General features: G+C 46.6%; 16 protein-coding genes and 1 other annotated feature. Of the genes, 14 read left to right on the forward strand and 2 right to left on the reverse strand.

What is annotated here, in order from left to right; translation table 11 throughout:
- Both AS030_RS11395 and AS030_RS11400 read left to right on the forward strand, forming a co-directional pair.
- Positions 1 to 516, forward strand: a complete 516-nt coding sequence (locus AS030_RS11395) for an acyltransferase (RefSeq protein WP_061971975.1) — start codon at positions 1 to 3, stop codon at positions 514 to 516.
- An 87-nt stretch (positions 517 to 603) separates the two neighbouring features.
- Positions 604 to 1185, forward strand: a complete 582-nt coding sequence (locus AS030_RS11400; RefSeq protein WP_061971976.1) for a hypothetical protein — start codon at positions 604 to 606, stop codon at positions 1183 to 1185.
- A 105-nt stretch (positions 1186 to 1290) separates the two neighbouring features.
- Here AS030_RS11400 and AS030_RS24570 read toward each other — a convergent pair whose 3' ends face one another.
- Positions 1291 to 2301 (reverse strand): peroxiredoxin family protein, encoded by a 1011-nt coding sequence (locus AS030_RS24570; protein ID WP_061971977.1) that lies wholly within the window; start codon positions 2299 to 2301, stop codon positions 1291 to 1293.
- A gap of 93 nt (positions 2302 to 2394) precedes the next feature.
- On the opposite strand from AS030_RS24570, the gene AS030_RS11410 reads away from it, so the two are divergent.
- Positions 2395 to 2637, forward strand: coding sequence for a zinc ribbon domain-containing protein (locus tag AS030_RS11410; RefSeq protein WP_061971978.1), 243 nt, complete (start codon positions 2395 to 2397; stop codon positions 2635 to 2637).
- A 53-nt stretch (positions 2638 to 2690) separates the two neighbouring features.
- On the opposite strand, the gene cax is transcribed toward AS030_RS11410, so the two are convergent.
- Positions 2691 to 3749, reverse strand: coding sequence for a calcium/proton exchanger (gene cax, locus AS030_RS11415; protein ID WP_176716395.1), 1059 nt, complete (start codon positions 3747 to 3749; stop codon positions 2691 to 2693).
- A gap of 218 nt (positions 3750 to 3967) precedes the next feature.
- Here cax and AS030_RS11420 point away from each other — a divergent pair, with 218 nt between their 5' ends.
- The 11 genes from AS030_RS11420 (at position 3968) to trxB (ending at position 15160) form a co-directional block, all read left to right on the forward strand.
- Positions 3968 to 5149 (forward strand): ATP phosphoribosyltransferase regulatory subunit, encoded by a 1182-nt coding sequence (locus AS030_RS11420; RefSeq protein WP_061971980.1) that lies wholly within the window; start codon positions 3968 to 3970, stop codon positions 5147 to 5149.
- A complete protein-coding gene (gene hisG, locus AS030_RS11425; RefSeq protein ID WP_061971981.1) occupies positions 5146 to 5790 on the forward strand; it encodes an ATP phosphoribosyltransferase in 645 nt (214 codons plus the stop codon). The genes AS030_RS11420 and hisG overlap by 4 nt, the downstream gene beginning before the upstream one ends.
- Positions 5787 to 7067 (forward strand): histidinol dehydrogenase, encoded by a 1281-nt coding sequence (gene hisD / locus AS030_RS11430; protein ID WP_061971982.1) that lies wholly within the window; start codon positions 5787 to 5789, stop codon positions 7065 to 7067. Before hisG ends, hisD begins: the two co-directional genes overlap by 4 nt.
- Entirely contained in the window at positions 7060 to 7650 is a 591-nt protein-coding gene (gene hisB / locus AS030_RS11435) for an imidazoleglycerol-phosphate dehydratase HisB (RefSeq protein WP_061971983.1), read from the forward strand. The genes hisD and hisB overlap by 8 nt, the downstream gene beginning before the upstream one ends.
- A complete protein-coding gene (gene hisH, locus AS030_RS11440) occupies positions 7651 to 8286 on the forward strand; it encodes an imidazole glycerol phosphate synthase subunit HisH (RefSeq protein WP_061971984.1) in 636 nt (211 codons plus the stop codon). It begins immediately after the preceding gene.
- Positions 8283 to 9011, forward strand: a complete 729-nt coding sequence (hisA, locus tag AS030_RS11445) for a 1-(5-phosphoribosyl)-5-[(5-phosphoribosylamino)methylideneamino]imidazole-4-carboxamide isomerase (RefSeq protein ID WP_061971985.1) — start codon at positions 8283 to 8285, stop codon at positions 9009 to 9011. Before hisH ends, hisA begins: the two co-directional genes overlap by 4 nt.
- Positions 9012 to 9770: an imidazole glycerol phosphate synthase subunit HisF gene (gene hisF / locus AS030_RS11450; protein WP_061971986.1), complete on the forward strand. Its 759-nt coding sequence runs from the start codon at positions 9012 to 9014 to the stop codon at positions 9768 to 9770.
- Entirely contained in the window at positions 9767 to 10456 is a 690-nt protein-coding gene (hisIE, locus tag AS030_RS11455) for a bifunctional phosphoribosyl-AMP cyclohydrolase/phosphoribosyl-ATP diphosphatase HisIE (protein ID WP_061971987.1), read from the forward strand. Before hisF ends, hisIE begins: the two co-directional genes overlap by 4 nt.
- Positions 10457 to 10718: 262 nt before the next feature.
- Positions 10719 to 10940: a binding site (T-box leader), on the forward strand.
- A gap of 47 nt (positions 10941 to 10987) precedes the next feature.
- Positions 10988 to 12232 (forward strand): tyrosine--tRNA ligase, encoded by a 1245-nt coding sequence (tyrS, locus tag AS030_RS11460; RefSeq protein WP_061971988.1) that lies wholly within the window; start codon positions 10988 to 10990, stop codon positions 12230 to 12232.
- 279 nt (positions 12233 to 12511) lie between these two features.
- Positions 12512 to 14113 (forward strand): tetratricopeptide repeat protein, encoded by a 1602-nt coding sequence (locus AS030_RS11465; protein ID WP_061971989.1) that lies wholly within the window; start codon positions 12512 to 12514, stop codon positions 14111 to 14113.
- Positions 14114 to 14215: 102 nt separating this feature from the next.
- Positions 14216 to 15160 (forward strand): thioredoxin-disulfide reductase, encoded by a 945-nt coding sequence (gene trxB / locus AS030_RS11470; RefSeq protein ID WP_061971990.1) that lies wholly within the window; start codon positions 14216 to 14218, stop codon positions 15158 to 15160.
- Positions 15161 to 15171 lie beyond the last annotated feature (11 nt).

The raw sequence follows: 15171 nt of genomic DNA on the forward strand, positions 1-15171 counted from the left end.
GTGAGAAAAACGGAACGGTATCATGTCCAAGGCAAAAATTCGCTCTATCAAATTTACGCTACCGTTCCATTTTGGAAGGTGGCAAAGAATTTTATGGCCATCCAAATCGCACGCTATACTCCTTTTCTTCCGGTGAAAAACTGGATGTACAGGACCTTTTTGGGCATGAAGGTGGGTGAGGACACGGCAGTTGCTCTGATGGTGATGATGGATATCATGTTCCCGGAACGGATAACCATTGGGAGAAATTCCGTTATTGGTTACAATACGACCATTCTTGCTCATGAATACCTCATTTCCGAGTATCGTCTCGGAGATGTGCACATTGGGGATGAAGTCATGATCGGAGCGAACAGCACCATTTTGCCTGGTGTCTCCATTGGGGATGGAGCGATCGTGTCGGCTGGAACGCTTGTGCACAAGGATGTACCTGCGGGCGCTTTTGTCGGAGGAAATCCAATGCAGATGATTTATACGAGAGAAGAGCGTGAAGGACGCGAACGGGAAAAAAGTTGAATTTTGTCGTGCTTTCGCCTATTGGGTTTTCTGTATGTTAGGAGTATACTTAAAGCAAGACAACTCGGTAAGCAGGAGGGAAGTAACTTGAACCGGAAATCTTTTTCTATTTTTTTTGTAAGAGATACATTCAAAGTAGGGCATTTAATGGATGAGTGCAACGTGAGCCAGCATCCTGCAGCCCAGGCGAGCAACAATACAGAACATCTTGCGACAAGGGATGCTTACCGTTTCCGTGCAGCAGTTTCCAAGCTAAAAGGAAGCTCGTTTGTGAAGCATTATGAACTTCACGACGATAAAGCGAGCGTGTATTATTTTGGCGATTATACATCCTATCGAAAGTTGGTTCCTCAGACTTCTCTTACAAAAGAAGATTACCTGCATTATCTGGGTTCGGAGGAAGCTGTCTGTCAGCTCCTTCTTGATTCCACCGTTTACTTGCTAAAAGAACTCCATTTCCTTAATCATATTACGATCGAAATTCCTAACCATGGAAAAAAGTATACCGTCAGTGTTTCTCGCACTGAACTGAATGAGCACCTGAATTGTGAGCTTTCGGACATGAAAGATGGACACCACCATCGCTTTTATCTGCTCTGCCGCGAGTATGAGGTAAAGAACTTTGCCGCCCGTTTTGTTAAAAAGAAACGCATTCGCAGAAAACAATAGTAGATTATAACTAAACTCAAGCTTTCTCTTTTTTGAGGCGTTGGGTTAAACATCGGAACCCAGCCGCCTCCCATGAGTCAGCTGGGTTTTTTGTTTTTTAAGGAGCTATTCCATTAAGGATTCCATCATCTCCCGGTTCAATGGGCCGATGTGTTGCTGAACGATTTGGCCTTGGGGACTGATGACAAAGGTAGTCGGAAGCGTCACCACATGAAATCTTTCACTCACTTCCCCTGTTTCGTCGAGCAGAATGGGAAACGTCAGCTTGTGTTTATTGGCAAAGCCGCGGGCGGCCTGTACAGAATCTTCAGAAGTGAGATGTACCGATAGGATTTCGATCGGTCTCCGGCTGTTTTCTTTATAAAAGCGCTCGATTTCTGGCATTTCTGCCTGGCAGGGAGGGCACCAGCTTGCCCAAAAATTTAAAAATACGGTTTTACCTTTAACCTGTGACAGAGTCACCTTCCGGCCATCTAATGTTTTCAGCACAAAATCAGGAGGAACATTTCCTCGTTTAAGGCCGGTGGTTGAAACGGCCACCGCTTTACCTTTTGTTTCGTCACTCTTTAGCCAAAAGAAGGATGTACTGCTCAAACCCAGCATCAAGACCAACGCAGCATAGATTGGAAGAAGACGCCTCTTTTTCCTGGTTAAAAAGATGGCCAATATACCTGAAACTATCAGGCAAAAAAGAGAAGAAGCTGCATCTTTTGCGAGAAAGGCTTGAAAACCTCCATACAGGAGCAAAAAGGAAAATCCCACCAGACAAAGAATATGTAAAAAGGTGGAAAGCGGAAGAGAAGATCGAGAAAGCTGAATGAATACATACAAAAGGGCTGCGGCTGCACCAATCAGGATACCCGGTTTGCCCCCGGAAAAATAGAGCAGATAGACGGGATGTTTGATAGTCAGGACTGGGTGCAACAGAAAATAGCTTATTTTCCATACGAAAATCAGTAACAGGACCGCATTCCACGTAAGGTGCCATTCCTCCAGTTGTGCTTGGGTAATTCTTTGCTTTAGATAAACGGTTCCAAAGGCGGCCAGAAAGGAAATCAGCAAACAGGCTGTTCGTTCATCCAAATGCAGGGCTCCCCATTGAATATAGTCTTTCAAAATCAGTCTCCTCCTTCTCTGCGTACGTCTAGTATTTACCATATACGCAATTAAGGACAAGTATGTTATCACATTTGGTAAGGAGGAAAGTCAGTGGGCGGTGTAGAAGATAAAATTCGTGAAAAGTTTAAATGTGTAAAGTGCGGCCATGGCCGGTGCAAAACGAAAGAGCTTGCGATGACTGGATCGGGGCTCAGCAAGCTGCTGGATCTCCAGCATAATCATTTTTTATTTGTTTCATGTGAGAACTGCGGATATGTTGAAGTGTACAATCCATCCATTCTGGAAGGAAAGAAAGGACAGCTTGGAACCATTCTGGATCTTTTCTTTGGGTAAAAAAAGCTTCAGCACAAAGAGGGCATGTGCTGAAGCTTTTTCTTTTTGTCTTGTTACAGCAGATAGAATCCGACACCCATAATCATATAGGCAGCAAGCAGTGTCAGTCCTTCAAACCAGTTGGTGTCTCCGTCATTTGTCAGGGAAATGGTCAAAAAGACGGCCAGCACCATGGATACCAGTTCGGGCATCGAAAATACAAGGGACATTTGCTTTTCGAAAAATACGGAAATCAAAACCAGAACCGGTGCAACAAACATGGCAATCTGCAGGGTGGAACCCACGGCAATTTCGACCGTGATGCCTACTTTGTTTTTATAAGCCATCATCACGGCAGAGGCATGCTCTGCCGCATTACCCACGATAGCAACAATGATGATCCCGATAAAGATTTCACTCCAGCCGAGCGTCTCGCCTACCTCTTCAAAGGTATGGACAAGGTTCTCGGATATGTACGCAACAGCAAGTGTGGCAAGGCCCAGCACAAGGATGGATTTTGACTTGGTCCATTCCGCCGTTTCTTGCTCCTCATTTTCTCCTTTTTCTTCGTCATAGGCATAAACTCCGCGATGTGTGACGAGTTTAAAGTATAGAGCAGCGAGATAGAGAACGATCATGATGGCAGAAACCCAGATACTGAGAGTAAATGATTCCTGATCATTTAGTGTCATGGAGAAGACTTCAGGGAATACAAAAGCGACGACGATTGCAAAGATCATAAGACCTGCATTGTGCTGGGCATCATGAACATTGAACCTCTGACGCTTGAACTTGAGTCCGCCAATAAAGAAGGATAATCCTCCAACCAGCAAGAGGTTTCCCAGTACAGAACCGGTCAGGGAAGCGAGCACCACCGGAACCAGGCCGGCTTTTAAGGCGAAAATGGAAATAATCAGTTCAACTGCGTTTCCAAAGGTAGCATTAAGCAGTCCGCCAATCCGCGGTCCAACCACGATCGCCAAACTTTCCGTTGCCCTCCCCATATAAGAGGCTAGGGCTATAATCGTGACACAATAAAGAACGAACGAGATGACGGCCGGCCAGTGGAGCAAGGCCGCTGCCACAGACAAAGGAACACCGGCTAAAATGAGTATAAAAAATATTCGATTGATCACAGAGTAAGCTCCTTTATCATAATTTTTTTAATGATCTTGTAGCATTATTCCCTCTTTTTATCTTCTGTAACGTATTTTAACGCGTTTAAAAGAATGCATGCAAGAGGGTCAAAGAGGGGGATGTTGACGAACCGCAGAAAGAAGTGTAGACTACAACGTATAATTTATCTCGGTAGTATATTAGCGAACTAAAGCATAAGTGAAGGTGTGAGTCGATGTCGAAGCCATTTGTTTTTGAAAAGCCAATGGGAATGAGGGATACTCTTCCTGTTTTATATCAAGTAAAGCAGCAGGTTCGAACCGTAATGGAACAGGAAATCCGTGAATGGGGATACCAATTCATCCAAACCCCTACACTCGAATATTACGATACGGTGGGAGAAGCTTCCGCCATACTGGATCAGCAGCTTTTCAAATTACTGGATTCAGAAGGGAAGACGCTCGTACTGAGACCGGATATGACGGCTCCGATTGCGCGTGTTGTTTCCTCTTCTATGAAAGATGTTTCCTATCCGATCCGGCTGGCGTATGATTCAGCGGTGTTCCGATCCCAGCAGCGGGAGGGCGGACGTCCGGCGGAGTTTGAACAGGTTGGAGTGGAATTGATCGGAGACGGTACTTCAAGTGCCGATGCCGAAGTGATTGCACTGATGGTATCCACGCTTTCGAAGACGGGATTGCAGGAGTTTAAAGTGGCTGTTGGCCATATTGGCTTTTTGAATGAGCTTTTTGTTGAAGTTCTTGGAAATGAAGACCGTGCTGAAGAATTGTTACGTTTTTTATATGAAAAAAATTATGTGGGCTATGCCAGCCATGTGAAGAGCCTTCCTTTATCTTCGATTGATAAAAAGCGACTGCTGGATCTTCTTCATCTCCGCGGAGGAGAGGAAGTACTGAAGTCAGCTGAGGATTTGACAGCAGTTGGAGGAAGAAAAGCGATCAGTGATTTAAGAGAGCTTTTGAACATTCTTGCACTGTATGGTGTGCAGGATAAGGTGGTCCTTGATTTTACGTTATTCAGCCATATGAGCTACTATACAGGAATTGTTTTTGAAGGGTATACCAATGAACTGGGTTTCCCGCTATGCAGTGGAGGCCGTTATGATCAGCTCTTGGGTGAGTTCGGGCGAAGTGCCCAGGCGATCGGGTTTGGTATAAGGCTGGATTACCTCCTTGAAGCACTCAGTGCAAAGGAACCATCCGCTCCACGGTCATGCATCATCTTTAGTGCGGAAAACCGAAAAGAAGCCATTGCCAAATCTCGTGAACTTCGGGAACAGGGACGTTCAGTCGTGGTTCAGGATATATCGGGTGTCGGCAATGTGGATGAATACAGCGGCCGGTTTCAAGAAGTGATTTATGTAATCGGTAAAAGCGGGAAAGGAGAGGCACGATGAGCAGTTTACTCACAGTGGCGATGCCAAAAGGCCGTATTTTTCAGGAAGCTGTAGAATTGTTGCGCCAGGCGGGCTATCCGCTGCCTCCCGAGTTCGAGGATTCTAGAAAGCTGATCATTGAGATCGAAGAGGCGGGTATGCGTTTTATCCTGGCCAAGCCGATGGATGTTCCAACCTACGTGGAACACGGTGTGGCGGATGTCGGCATTGCTGGAAAAGACGTCATGCTGGAAGAAGAGCGGGACGTGTATGAGGTTCTTGATCTGAAAATCAGTGACTGCTACTTGGCGGTGGCTGGTCTCCCGGAACAAAAGGTGCATTCCGTCGCACCGAAAATCGCAACGAAATATCCGAATGTGGCAGCCCACTATTTCCGCGAACAAGGGGAACAGGTGGAAATTATTAAATTAAACGGTTCCATCGAGCTCGCTCCGCTGATTGGCCTGGCAGACAGAATTGTGGATATTGTATCAACCGGTAGAACATTGAAGGAAAACGGACTGGTTGAGCTGGAGAAAATCAGGGAGATTACTTCCCGTATTATTGTGAATCCTGCAAGCTACCGCATGAAGGCTGGCGTGATCGACGAACTGGTCGAGCGTTTAAGCAAAGTGGTGGAGAGCAAGGAGGAGATCAGGTGAGGATTGAACGGGCAACAAATCTAAACAGCTTGAAGCGAAATATTGATCAGGACTCAGAAGCCCAGCTGAAAGCGGTAAAGAGCATCTTAACCCAGGTACGTGAGCAGGGCGATGCGGCATTGTACGAGCTTACCGAGAAATTTGACAAGGTTCTGCTGAGTGAGCTGGAAGTAACAGAAAAAGAGATCGAGCAGGCTTACAGCGAAGTCGATGACGAAATGATTGCCATTATAAAGGAAGCAGCAAAAAATATTGAAGACTATCATGTGCAGCAGAAGAAGCAGTCCTGGTTTATTACCAAAGAAGACGGAACGCTGCTTGGACAGAAAGTAACGCCGCTTGATTCAGTCGGTGTGTATGTGCCTGGAGGAACGGCAGCCTATCCATCTTCGGTGCTTATGGGTGTGGTTCCGGCGAAGGTAGCGGGAGTCGGGCGAATCGTACTCGTTTCCCCTCCAGGAAAGGACGGAAAGCTTCCGGCTGGTGTACTGGTTGCCGCCAGAGAAAGCGGGATCAGCGCGATTTATAAAGCAGGCGGCGCCCAAGCGATTGGCGCGCTTGCCTACGGTACAGAAACCATTCAGAAGGTGGATAAAATCGTCGGGCCGGGAAATGTATACGTAGCATTGGCGAAACGGGAGGTCTTCGGCACGGTGGATATTGACATGATTGCCGGACCGAGTGAGATTGCCGTGCTGGCTGATGAAACCGCCAATCCGGTTTATGTGGCTGCCGATTTACTGTCACAGGCCGAGCATGATCCGCGTGCCGCTGCCGTTTTGGTTACCACTTCTGAAGAACTGGCAAACCAGGTGGCGGAGCAAGTTGAACTACAGCTTAAAACGCTGCCTAGACAAGAGATTGCCCGGGAATCGATTGAAACGTATGGAGCGATCTATCTGGTAGACAGCCTGAGCCAGGGTGTGGACGTCATCAACGAAATCGCTCCTGAGCATTTGGAAGTCATGACAGAGCACCCAATGGAGCTTTTGGGGAAAATCAAACATGCCGGGGCTATTTTTCTAGGGCCGAATTCGTCAGAGCCGGTTGGAGATTATTTTGCCGGAAGCAACCATGTATTGCCGACGAGCGGAACGGCACGCTTTTCCTCGCCTCTCAATGTGGATGATTTTACAAAAAAATCGAGTGTCATCATGTACAGTGAGAGCGCCATAGAGGAAAACGCCAAAAAAATCGCAGCATTTGCCCGGCTTGAGGGATTGGAAGCCCATGCCCGGGCAGTAGAGAAAAGACTGGGGGAAAGTGAACATGAGTAACCGGACGTATTCAATCGAACGAAATACAAAAGAAACACAGATAGCCCTCTCTTTTGATATTGATGGAGACGGACAGGCGTCTATTGATACACCTGTTCCGTTTTTAAACCATATGCTTGACGGCTTTGCCCGCCACGGGCTTTTTAATTTAAAGGTAAACGCCACGGGTGATACCGAAATTGATGACCATCATACGACCGAGGATGTGGGAATTTGTCTTGGGACTGCGATTAAAGAGGCGCTTGGAGATAAAATGGGGATCAAACGCTATGGCAACGCATTTGTGCCGATGGATGAAACCCTTGCACAAGTTGCCATCGATTTAAGCAACCGCCCGCATTTAGAATTCCGGGCAGAGTTTCCTTCCCAAAAGGTAGGAACCTTTGATACCGAGCTTGTACATGAATTCTTCTGGAAACTGGCTCTTGAAGCGCGAATGAATCTTCACGTGATTGTTCACTATGGAACCAATACGCATCATATGATCGAGGCGGTCTTCAAGGCGTTTGCCAAGGCGCTGGATGAAGCGACCCTCATCGACCCGAGGGTGAAGGGTGTTCCTTCCACAAAGGGGATGTTGTAAATGATCGGCATCATTGATTATGGAATGGGAAATCTTCATTCGGTAAGCTCGGCGCTCAAACGGCTGGAGCAGCCCTATTTTCTGTCCGATAAAAAAGAAGAGCTGGATCAAGCGGACAAGCTTCTTTTGCCTGGTGTGGGATCGTTTAAGGATGCCATGCTGATTCTGAATGGAACTGGCCTTACCGATTTTATAAAGGAAGCAGCAGCAGCCGGAAAACCGCTTTTAGGAATTTGCCTCGGCATGCAGCTGTTATTTGAAGAAAGTGAAGAGAATGGCCTCACAAAAGGACTGGGACTTCTGCCTGGCAGAGTTGAACGGTTTTCAGGGGTCACAAATAATGGGGAAGCATACAAAGTGCCTCATATGGGATGGAACAAACTGCAGTACAACCGCAGATCTCCTCTTATTGAAAACCTTGAGGAAGGGTTTGTTTATTTTGTTCATTCGTATGTGGTTCAAAGTGATGATCCCGAAACTGTCATTGCAGAGGCGCAATACGGGGACAGGGCGGTACCGGCCGTCGTCGGCAGTAACAACATCTTCGGCACACAGTTTCATCCGGAAAAAAGTTCGGAAGTCGGCATGACGATCTTGAGCAATTTTTGCAATCTGGCAGAGGAGGCAAAGGCATGAGCGAATTTATCTTGTATCCTGCAATTGACATGCGCGGTGGAAAATGCGTAAGGCTGCTGCAGGGAGATTACAACCAGGAGACCGTATACGGAGACTCTCCATTTGATATGGCAAAGCAATTTGCAGAAGCGGGAGCCAAGTGGATTCACATGGTCGACCTGGATGGCGCGAAAGCCGGAGAACGGGTCAATCATCAGCATGTGGTCAGGGTGGCCAATGAACTTCAGGTGTCGGTGCAAATCGGCGGGGGCATCCGTAATGAAGAAGATGTCGCTTTTTACCTGGAGGAAGGCGTAAACCGGGTGATTCTGGGAAGTGCAGCCATTTCGAATCCGGAATTTGTTGTTAAAATGCTCAGGAAGTATGGCAGCCAGATTGCCATCGGAATTGATGCGCGTGACGGATATGTTGCAACAGAAGGCTGGCTCAACACCTCAGAGATCGAAGCGTCTGAGCTGGCGGAGAAGCTCGGGAATGAAGGAGCTGAGACGTTTATTTTCACGGATATCTCCAAAGACGGTACACTAAAAGGGCCAAATACGGAAGCCATTGGTGAGCTCGCTGGATTAACCGGTAAAAATGTCATTGCTTCAGGTGGTGTAAGTTCTCTTGATGACCTGGCTGCCTTAAAGGCAGATCACCGCGGCATCGGTGGTGCCATTATTGGAAAGGCGCTTTACACAGGGCGGTTTACACTGCAGGAAGCGTTGGAGAAGGTGAAATAAATGCTGACAAAACGAATCATTCCTTGCCTGGATGTAAAAGAAGGCCGGGTGGTAAAAGGAATTCAGTTTTTGAATTTGCTTGATGCAGGTGATCCTGTGGAGCTTGCGGCTTTTTATGACAGAGAAGGCGCCGACGAGCTTGTTTTTTTGGATATTTCAGCTTCACATGAAGGACGCCAGACGATGATCGACGTGGTGGACCGGGTAGCGAGCCAGCTGGCCATCCCTTTTACAGTGGGAGGAGGCATTAACTCACTCGAGGACATGAAACGAGTTCTTCGGGCCGGAGCAGACAAGGTGTCGGTAAATACAGCAGCCTTGCTGCGTCCCGAGCTGATTACCGAAGGGGCGGACTATTTTGGTTCACAGTGTATCGTCACGGCGATTGACGCCAAGTACGATGAAAGCCTTGGTTCCTGGAGGGTGTACACGCATGGAGGACGCAAGCCGACTAATTGGGAAGTGACCGATTGGGCCCGGGAAGCCGTCAAGCGTGGAGCCGGCGAAATCCTGCTGACAAGCATGGATCAGGACGGGGAAAAAACCGGGTTTAATCTTGCGCTGACCAAAACCGTCAGCGAGGCGGTAACCGTGCCTGTTATCGCTTCAGGCGGAGCCGGTAATGCCCAGCATTTTTATGAAGCTTTTACAGATGGAAAAGCGGATGCTGCTTTGGCCGCAAGTATTTTTCATTATAAAGAAACCTCGGTCCGGGAAGTAAAGAAAGACCTAAAAGAAAAAGGAGTGGTGATCCGATGAACCTGTCTTCCATCAAGTTTGATGAAAAAGGATTGATTCCTGCGATTGTCCAGGATGCGCGGACAAAAAAGGTATTAACCCTGGCTTATATGAATGAAGAGTCACTGAAAAAAACACTGGAGATTGGTGAAACGGTGTTTTACAGTCGTTCCCGCCAAGAGATTTGGCATAAAGGGGAAACGTCGGGTAACACTCAAAAAGTGATCGATATCCATGTGGATTGTGACCAGGATGCCCTGGTGGTGTTTGTGGATCCGAAGGGACCTGCATGCCATACTGGTGCCGAGAGCTGTTTTGGAGCTGGAGCTTCCGATTTGTCTGAGGCAGAAAAGAGCGGGAAAACCTCTTATGGAGACATTGTTCCTGGTAAAGAAGACAGCCAAGGAAAACCGCAGGATATTTTGAATGTGCTGCAGGGACTCATTGCCGAGCGCGAACGGGAAATGCCGGAAGGGGCCTACACGACCTATCTATTTGATAAAGGCGTGGACAAGATCCTGAAAAAGGTCGGAGAAGAAGCATCAGAGGTTATTATTGCGGCGAAAAACCGCGATAAAGAAGAGCTGAAATGGGAAGCAGCCGACCTGATTTACCACCTTCTTGTTCTTCTTCAGGAACAAAAGCTTCCGTTTGCTGAAGTTTTGAGTGTTTTAGAGGAACGCCATACATCAAAAGACCGTAAATAAGTTTTTGTGAGGCCGCCGGCGAGGTTCCGGGGCCTTTTTGTCCCTTCACTGGCCGAATTGGGCGTAATTTTGGATAATTGGGCGCAAACTGATAATATTTGAGCATAAATTAAATTAATTGGGCGAAAAAGCAACATATTCGAGCAAAACTGAATTCAAACTACTTCCCTGTCCCACATTCCTAAAACAATTTCAAAAATATGTTAAATTTGTACTTGTATTCACCTGCCCAATACACTAAACTAGTGAGAAAACAATTTCGTGAAAAGTAATGAGAGGAACGAGTAGTAGCGGTCTCCCTGTTTTAGAGAGCCGGTGGCAGGTGCAAACCGGTACAAAGACCCTTATGAATTACCTCCTCGAACTTTCTTTGTGAACGTCCGGTCCTGCGGATCGTAGCAAGGAACGGCATGAACCGTTATTTCTCCAAGTGGAAGCGATGCTTCAACAAGGGTGGTACCGCGTGAAAAACCACGTCCCTTTTATACAGGGATGTGGTTTTTTTATATTAATCAGAAAGGAATGGTTTTGATGAACACGAGTATGGAGCAGCTGTCTGCATTCCAGAGAAAAGAGATGGAAAGGCAATACGCGTTGTATGCCAATGGCGTGAACGAAATCATTCCTGCCCTTGAGCTGAAGCAGAAGATTGCCAAATCGTTGCTTAAAAAGAAGCCATTGAAGGTGAAGCTGGGTTTGGACCCTTCCGCTCCGGATGTTCATATCGGGCATACCGTCGTGCTGCAAAAACTGAAGCAGTTTCAGCAAAACGGCCACATTATCCAGCTGATTGTGGGAGACTTTACAGGGAAAATCGGGGATCCCACCGGTAAGTCTGCCGCCCGGAAACAGCTGACAGATGAAGAGGTTAAGCATAATGCACAGACGTACGTTGAGCAGTTCGGAAAAGTCCTGGATATGAAGAAGGTGGAGCTTCACTATAATTCTCAGTGGCTGCGCCTGCTGAACTTTGAGGATGTCATCCGGCTGGCGGGCAGTATCACCGTGGCCAGGCTGCTGGAACGGAACGATTTTAGCCAGCGGATCACCACCGGAAAGCCGATTTCTCTTCATGAATTTTTTTACCCGCTGATGCAGGGCTATGATTCGGTGGTTCTGGAAAGTGATATCGAACTTGGCGGAACGGATCAGCATTTTAATGTATTGATGGGGCGGCAGCTTCAAGAACACTACCAAAAAGAAAAGCAGGCGGTCATACTGCTGCCTTTATTGGAAGGTCTTGACGGAGTGGATAAGATGTCAAAATCGAAGGGCAATTACATCGGCATTCATGATAAGCCCAATGATATGTTTGGGAAAACGATGAGTATTCCTGACGAGGTGATTCCCAAATACATCGATTTGGCCACTGATTTTGATCTTGAGAAAAAGAAACTGCTGAAGGAGGATTTGAAGAGCGGCAGGCTTCATCCCCGTGATGCCAAAATCATGATTGGTGAAAACTTCGTGACCATGTTTCATGGAAGGAAGGCATCAGAGAGCGCAGTCCATCATTTTCAGCAGGTTTTTCAAAACAGAAAACTCCCAGAAGATATACCAACCATGGTGTGGCAAAAAGCCCCCAAAATCCCGATAGTCGATCTGATTGTCGAGTTGGAACTGCTCCCGTCCAAGAGCGAAGCGCGCAAAATGATCCAAAACGGAGGAATTAAACTGAACGGGGAAAAAGTGGTAAACAAATCACTTGAGATTGAGATAAAAAATGATACAATCATTCAAGTAGGAAAAAGAAAGTTCTTAAAAATTACGTTATAGATCATCATCACCGTTTCCTTTTTCGGGAGGCGGTGATGTTCTGTCAAGAAGAAGTGGATGACAAAAAGTGTCTGCAACATCCATATTGCGGAATCGATCTTATCTATTTATATAGGAATATGAAAGCATAAAAAAACCTTTGTCGAAAGTTTCCTTGACAAAGTTACAAAAAGGGTATGCAAGACACTTTTGGTGTGTGGTATACTTTTTTGGGTTGAATGGAACGGAGAGAAAAAAAGGCTATGTAATGGACCTTTTTACATAGAATTGGAGGAAAGAATGAAAAAGGAAAAACACGCGGAAAGTGACATGCGAATACTTCCTTTCATGCAGGATGGAACCGACTATTTCCATCGGGGTATTAAAGCTTATCAGAAAAAGGATTTAAACAAAGCAAAGCGTTTTTTTGAACGGGCGGTGCACTTACAGCCGGAAGAACCGACATTTTATTGCCAGCTGGCCACCACATTGGCCGAGCTGGGTGAATATGATAGATCAAACCTGTATTTAGACCAGGTTCTTGAAACAATGGGACAGGACATTAGTGAATGCTATTTTTTCATGGCAAACAATTATGCGCATATGGGAATGTTTGCAGAGGCCGAAACGTACGCTTCTCTATACATGAGAAAGGACCCGGACGGCGAATTTGTTGATGATGCACTTGAATTGCTGGATCTCATCCACTTTGAAACCGGAAGCGAGCCGCTTACAGAAGAAGAGGAGCTGATTGTCGGGCATGAAGAGGCACGTAGCAGTATTGAAAACGGTGAGCTTGCCGAAGCAAAGGCTCAGCTGGCAGACTTGATCCGCAAGCATCCTTCGTTCTGGGCGGCCTATAACAATCTTGCATTGACCCATTTTTATTTAAAAGAATATGACGAAGCATTGGGCGTGCTGAACCAAATTCTTGAGAAAAACCCAGGCAACTTAAATGCTTTGTGCAACCTTGCCATTTTTTATGAACAGCTGGGCCGAATGGATGAAGCAGTGCAGCTGGTGGAGAGCCTGAAGAAGGTTTTCCCCATCCATCCCGATCACCGTTACAAGCTGGGCAGTACATTTGGGTATTTCAATGAGCATGACTATGCGAACCGCTGGCTGGCTTCTATCAACAAGCATTATTATTTCAATGACCCGGCTTATCTTCATTTCCTGGCAGTTTCTTATTTTGCCACAGGAAAGGAGGAACGGGCCCTCAATTGCTGGTCAAAAGCACAGGAAATCGATCCCGATGGACAGGTGGCCCCTTACTATTTAAAACAAGCAAGAGATGGATTACTTACGGTCACAGGGACAGATTACCAGTACCGTATCCCTTGGATGGCTAAACAGGAAATAGCCCAAAAACGCGATTTTGTGCAGCGATTTAATAATGTGACGCGCGGCCTTCAAAAAAATAAATTGGTGCATTTAACCCTGATGAGGGGGAACAATAGCGAGGAAAACATTGAAATGCTCAGGTCGTTTTGCGGAAGGCTTGATGAGCATTCGGTTCTGAAGGAAGTCGCAGCCCATCTGTTACTGGAGATGGAACCTAAAATGCCAGTTTCCATTAAACGGGAAGACGGGGAACATCAGGTTGAATCCATGTCACCGATTGTGGCAAGCGGATTAAACATTTTGTCCATTCTAAAAGAGAACGGCGCGTCGATTGATGATGATGTTACGTTTTTGTGGCTTGAAACCATGATTTTGGCCCGTTCCGACAGTTCCCTTTTAAGGAATCATACGGCCATTGCGGCAGCAATCGATTATGTGGCAAGGAAAAGAAAAGACGGCGCGTCGCAGCGCCAAATTGCAGAGTTGTATGGAATTACGGTTTCCATGCTTGCCTCCCGTATTCAGTTTATTAAACGGGGCCTGGAACGGGTGGATTGAGCAAATCGATGGACGAAACCGCTTTTGCCCTATACCATGTAGGTACAATATCCGATATCTAAAGACAGATGTTCTGGGGATGGACAAAAGGAGTGGATCAAGATGAGTGAAGAGAAAATTTACGACGTACTAATCATCGGAGCAGGTCCCGCCGGTATGACAGCTGCTGTCTACACATCACGGGCAAACCTCAGCACATTGATGCTTGAGCGCGGAATTCCGGGTGGACAAATGGCCAATACCGAGGATGTAGAGAACTATCCGGGATTTGAAACCATCCTGGGGCCTGAGTTATCCAATAAAATGTTTGAACATGCCAAAAAGTTCGGGGCAGAATATGCCTATGGCGATGTAAAAGAAATTATCAATGGTGAAGAATATAAAACAGTTGTGACTGGAAGCAAACAATTCAAGGCGCGTTCCATTATTATCGGAACCGGTGCAGAGTACAAAAAACTCGGCGTGCCCGGAGAAAAAGAATTTGGCGGACGCGGCGTTTCCTACTGTGCGGTTTGTGATGGAGCGTTCTTTAAAAACAGAGAGCTTGTCGTGGTAGGCGGAGGAGACTCCGCAGTAGAAGAGGGCGTATATCTCACACGTTTTGCCACCAAAGTAACGATTGTTCACCGACGTGATAAACTGCGTGCCCAACAAATTCTTCAACAGCGTGCGTTTGATAATGACAAGGTGGATTTCCTGTGGAATCACACCGTCAAGGAAATTCACGGAGAAAACAACAAGGTCAACAAACTGACCCTTGTAAGCACGGAAACGGGTGAAGAACGTGAATTTGTTGCGGATGGCGTATTTATCTATGTTGGTATGCTTCCGTTAAACAGAGCGTTCCTCAACCTTGGAATTACAAATGAGGCAGGTTATGTGGAAACCAACGAGTTAATGGAAACCAGAGTTCCCGGAATTTTCGCTGCCGGAGACATCAGGGAGAAAACATTGCGCCAGATTGTAACCGCCACAGGTGATGGCAGTATCGCGGCCCAGTCTGCACAGCATTATGTTGAGGAATTGAAGGAACGGATCAAAGTCTAAATCCGTAATTG

Source organism: Fictibacillus enclensis, from assembly GCF_001457035.1.
In the GTDB taxonomy this organism is placed as follows: domain Bacteria; phylum Bacillota; class Bacilli; order Bacillales; family Fictibacillaceae; genus Fictibacillus_C; species Fictibacillus_C enclensis.

What these genes read in the sequence shown, in the direction of transcription:
- hisIE (WP_061971987.1), top strand. Translation starts at nt 9,767, where the DNA reads ATGAACCTGTCTTCCATCAAGTTTGATGAAAAAGGATTGATTCCTGCG.
- trxB (WP_061971990.1), top strand. Translation starts at nt 14,216, where the DNA reads ATGAGTGAAGAGAAAATTTACGACGTACTAATCATCGGAGCAGGTCCC.
- hisF (WP_061971986.1), top strand. Translation starts at nt 9,012, where the DNA reads ATGCTGACAAAACGAATCATTCCTTGCCTGGATGTAAAAGAAGGCCGG.
- AS030_RS11465 (WP_061971989.1), top strand. Translation starts at nt 12,512, where the DNA reads ATGAAAAAGGAAAAACACGCGGAAAGTGACATGCGAATACTTCCTTTC.
- hisG (WP_061971981.1), top strand. Translation starts at nt 5,146, where the DNA reads ATGAGCAGTTTACTCACAGTGGCGATGCCAAAAGGCCGTATTTTTCAG.
- AS030_RS11420 (WP_061971980.1), top strand. Translation starts at nt 3,968, where the DNA reads ATGTCGAAGCCATTTGTTTTTGAAAAGCCAATGGGAATGAGGGATACT.
- hisA (WP_061971985.1), top strand. Translation starts at nt 8,283, where the DNA reads ATGAGCGAATTTATCTTGTATCCTGCAATTGACATGCGCGGTGGAAAA.
- tyrS (WP_061971988.1), top strand. Translation starts at nt 10,988, where the DNA reads ATGAACACGAGTATGGAGCAGCTGTCTGCATTCCAGAGAAAAGAGATG.
- hisB (WP_061971983.1), top strand. Translation starts at nt 7,060, where the DNA reads ATGAGTAACCGGACGTATTCAATCGAACGAAATACAAAAGAAACACAG.
- hisH (WP_061971984.1), top strand. Translation starts at nt 7,651, where the DNA reads ATGATCGGCATCATTGATTATGGAATGGGAAATCTTCATTCGGTAAGC.